General features: G+C 62.5%; 4 protein-coding genes. 2 read left to right on the top strand and 2 right to left on the bottom strand.

The window, feature by feature from the left end:
* Positions 1 to 246: 246 nt before the first annotated feature.
* Together JQ586_RS40015 and JQ586_RS40010 are read left to right on the top strand one after the other, a co-directional pair.
* Complete coding sequence (locus JQ586_RS40015; RefSeq protein ID WP_212400119.1) at positions 247 to 969, top strand: extracellular solute-binding protein; 723 nt, start codon at positions 247 to 249, stop codon at positions 967 to 969.
* A 197-nt stretch (positions 970 to 1166) separates the two neighbouring features.
* Entirely contained in the window at positions 1167 to 1418 is a 252-nt protein-coding gene (locus JQ586_RS40010; RefSeq protein ID WP_212400118.1) for a histidine kinase, read from the top strand.
* A gap of 79 nt (positions 1419 to 1497) precedes the next feature.
* Here JQ586_RS40010 and JQ586_RS40005 read toward each other — a convergent pair whose 3' ends face one another.
* Positions 1498 to 1932, bottom strand: a complete 435-nt coding sequence (locus JQ586_RS40005) for a hypothetical protein (RefSeq protein ID WP_212400117.1) — start codon at positions 1930 to 1932, stop codon at positions 1498 to 1500.
* Positions 1933 to 2322: 390 nt separating this feature from the next.
* Entirely contained in the window at positions 2323 to 3708 is a 1386-nt protein-coding gene (locus JQ586_RS40000; RefSeq protein ID WP_212400116.1) for a hypothetical protein, read from the bottom strand.
* Between the last annotated feature and the right edge of the window lie 579 nt (positions 3709 to 4287).

The following is a 4287-nucleotide window of genomic DNA, read 5'->3' as shown; positions in this document are numbered from 1 at the left end:
TCAGATGGTGCTGACGCTCGAACGGGCAGGATTCATCCAAAGGCAGCCGAGGACACCCCGCAGCATCGAACTGCTCGCTGATCCCAACCAACTGCCGGACCTACTCTGATCCAGCGCTCAACCCGTCAAATTCACCGTGCAGAGGTATTAGGTGATCGTTCGCCATCGTGCCAACATTCAACGGCTATTGGCGGGAACGTAGCCGCGCCTGGGTCGAGGTGGCTCGGATATGAAAGCGGAGGCGCAATGATCGACACTTCCAAAACGATCAAGGTCATCATATCGGGTGGTTTCGCTGCAGTGTACCGGGAAGTCCTGCCTGAATTCGAGCGAAGTACTGGGATCAAGGTGGAAACCGGATCCGGAGCCTCGGAGGGCACCGGTCCAAAAACGATCAGGCACCAGCTTGCGAACGGCACCAAGGCGGACGTGGTCATACTTTCGCGGGAGGGCCTGCAAAAGCTGAACGAAGACGGGCGGATTCGTCCGGGATCTGAAATCGGACTGGCGACAGCTCCCTTGGCCGCCGCCGTTCGGTCCGGCTCTGCAAAGCCTGACATCGGCACCGTCGTCGCGATCAGGAAGGCCTTGATTGATGCTGGCCTGGTGGTGGCGCCGAGCAGCACGAGCGGACAATACGTCCGCGACAAGGTTTTCCCGAGGCTCAATCTGCCCGACACGGTCAAGCTCACCCTCGAGGCGCGCGGAACCGAGGCGGCCGAAGCGTTGAGAGCGGGTGAGGCAAACCTTGCGATTGCGCCGACCAGCGAACTGGCTCAAGAGGCCGGGATCGAGCTGGCTGGTCTGCTGCCTCCGGACCTCCAGCTTGTCCAGACCTTCACAGCCGCTGTCGTCAGCGACTCCCAAACGCCCGATGCCGCGAGGCGCCTGATCGATTTTCTTTCCTCGGACACCGAAAATCTGCTCGCGGCAATCAAGTGTGCGGGCATGGAGCGGCCTCGCGGATGAGTTTCCGCCGCCCGTTCGCTTAGTCTCTGCTGAACGCGAAGCAGAAATGCGAGGGTTGCGGGCAGGCAGTGGTCTCCTATCCCCGGCGGTCTGCCCCAAGATTGTTCGTGCAATTATGCAGCGGGTCACCACCCTGTTATCATTTTCCCGTTCTCTCGGTCCCGGCCCATCGACCGAGCAGCCTTGGAGGACAATGCATGCTACGTTCAGTGCTGTTAACCGCAGCAATCGTCGTGATGATCAGCCCGACCGTGGCCAGGGCGGACAACAAGTCCGATTGCCAGAAGGGCGTTGCGATGATCAAGGCGGAACTCAAGAAGAAACATCCGGCGCCTGTGCTCGCCACGCTGCGCAAGGCGCTCGGCGATGCCGAGACCGAGGTGATCGAGGAGGATTGGTCCGAGTGCATGGACTACATCAAGACTGCGCGCGCCGCGCTCGCCAAGTAAGCTCCGCCGCGAACAGGCGGTAGCCATTCGTCGGACGCGGCACCGAATTCGCCGCGCCAGCCGACGAACTCGGGCATCTTCAGTGATGGACCCCCTCGCATCCGCACCGGGCGAGAATCGGGACCAGTTCGGAGATCCCATCGGGCAGCGCTGCGCCGACGCTTGCGAGACTGACAATCAGGAGTGTCCCCGCGCACGCCTCCAGGATTTCAGCTTTCGATCGGTCCCAGTTTGCAGACCAGGCGAGCGCGGAGCCCGCAGCCACGCTTGCGATGCCGAATACGCCGATCATAATTTTCACCCAAATGATGAACGTGAAATCGACTTTGATGAAAAACAGAAGCGTCTGGATTCCCACGCCGTTTGAAACGGGGATATTGCCAGAGAACCGCTCGCTGCCCAAAGGCAGCAATCGACGTACCCCGTCGGAATAAGTTGCCAAAATTCGCGCGTCAGGACAATCTGGCACCGGCCGCCCGTCAACCGCGCTCGGTCGGCTCGTCCAGGTGCCCACGATCCCAGTTCCCTGGGCCAGATGGATCCGGGGACTGGATCACGGGGCAATCGGGTGACGCAGCGGAGACGGGGATGTCTTCAGCCGCCGCCGGACAGTGCGCTAACTCCGTGGAGTGACAGCCATGGTGCAGAACGTCGTAGCAGGGTGTGTCCTGGCGGCCCTGATTTTCATGGGCCTGGTTGTCTACGCCCAGGAGCACCAGGAGTGCTGGAACGGGCACCTGATCAAATCCTTTAAGTCCTGCGGATCGATGAGCCCTTCAGTATAGCGCCTGGCCGCCGCGGTATTGCGGCGGTGTCTGATGTCGACGGGTGCGATAGCGCCGACGACTTGGACGCACGCCCTCCGAAGTGGCCGCCCGGTGTCCTGCGGCCGCCGGGGTGACAGTCAGTTCGTCAGATAGGACGTCGCCTCGGCCAGTTCGGGGCGCATCGCACCGTCGGGTTTGCTGAGCGCTACCAGCTTCTGGTAGGCGTCGCGAGCGGTCACGGCGTCACCCATCTGTTTCGCGGCTCGGGCCTCGCCGAGAAGGCTGCGGAAGCGGTTGGGATCGGTGCTCAACATCGCACGGTACTCCATCAGGGCTGCCGCCGGCTGGTTGAGATCGAGCAACAGATCCCCCAACAGTTCGCGCGCCGGCAGGACCGAGGACGGGGTGGCCGGGTGCTTGTCCATCGTGGCGTCCAGATCGACCGCGGCCCGCAACAGCGAGACGGCGCTTTTGTCGTCGCCGCGGGCGCGGGCTAGGATGCCGGCGGCCGCCAGGCGCTGGACCTCGACCTGGTTGGCCCAATAGGCGTCGTTGCCCTTCAGCTTGTCTTCAAGCGATTGGAGGCGGTCGATCTCCGTCTGGGCGCCGGCAATGTTTCCAGTCTTCGCGTCACCCAGCGCACGGCCATAGGCAATCATCGCTTCTGCCCAGGGAAAGCGCTCAAGCGGGAAGCCGATCGCCGGCTCGCTCAACGCGGCGGCGGCCGGCCAGTCGTGGCGCTCGAGCGCATAACGAACCGGGATCGCGGCGATGGCGTAAGCCCCGGCCAGGTTCGCGCCCTCACTCTGGCGGAAGCCGGCAAGTTCGTCGACCACCTCTTTGGCCAGGCCATCCTCCGCGATCTGCAGATAGGCGTATTCGAGATAGTCCATCGTGTGGAGGGTTTCCTGATCAAAGCTTCCGGGCCCATGGCTTTGATGCACGTAATTGAGGGCGGCGGTGTGCGCGGCGCGGTTCGAATCGATCGATTGCTGCCACATGCCAAGGCGGGTGAAGATGTGCGACGGCATGTGCAGCGCGTGTGGCACGTCGGGGGCGACCTTGGCATAGCAGATCGCGGCGTCCAGCCCGGCTGCGGCGAGTTGCGGCGAGTCGTCGCTGTGGATCAGATAGTGCACGACGCCAGGGTGGTTCGGTTCCTCCTTCCAGATCTTGTTGAGGATCTCGGCCGCCTTTGTCTGGTTGGCAAAGGTCTTGTCGGTCTTGAGCGCGCTGGCGTTCAGCGCGAGCGCATAGAACACCGCGGCCTCGCGGTCATCAGTGTAGCGTTCATGCACCTGCTGCATCGCCTTTTCGTAGGCGATCGCACGAGTCTGATGGTTGAGCTTGTCACTGTCGCGATAAAAGGCGGCGATCGCTGCGATGTAATCCGCCTCGCGCGGCGTCTGGGTTGGGGCCGCCATCGCACTGGCGACAGCCTCGGAACCGGCTTTGAGCGCGGCAGGCGACGGGGGGTACCAGAGCGGGTACCAGTGACTCATCGCGATGCCCCAATACGCCATCGCACAGCCGGGATCGGCGGCCGCGATCGCGGTGAACTCTCGGGGTACCAGAACGAATGCAGCGTCCAGGTCGCGTGCCTGAATGCCTGTTGTGACGTCGGCGCGCAGGAGATCGCGAAATCGACCTCCTCTGTGATGGGCGCGGTCTCCGCCCGCAAACCCTGGTACGGCAACGCCAGCAGCGCTGCAGCAGCGAAACCCGTCGAAATTCGATGATGAGCAATTCGATGATAAGCCATGGCGCACCCCTTTCGGTTGCGGCTGCGTGGGCCTGCTCCACCATAGGGAGTCAAAGGGCCGGCATGTATGACCTGGCTGACATTCCACGTATCAACGCTTCGACATATCATATCCTGTGGAAGGGAGCACATCTCGCGCAATGGCTGCTTCCGCGCTGCCGGTGGCGGCCAGGCGGAGGCTGGAGCTTTGTTGGCACGCGCCAAGCACTGATTTGCCCGACGGTGCAAGCCCCGCGTGCAAAAATATTTCGGTTTATCGTAACGGCAAATCAGTGTATAGATTTCCCGTCTCACCCGCTCGAGGGGCGCTCGCGATCGTCACGAACGTTGCGGTGGGATG

Source organism: Bradyrhizobium jicamae, from assembly GCF_018130215.1.
Lineage (GTDB): Bacteria > Pseudomonadota > Alphaproteobacteria > Rhizobiales > Xanthobacteraceae > Bradyrhizobium > Bradyrhizobium jicamae_A.
The sequence above is the reverse complement of the archived record's forward strand: the minus strand, read 5'-3'. Positions and strand labels throughout refer to the sequence as shown.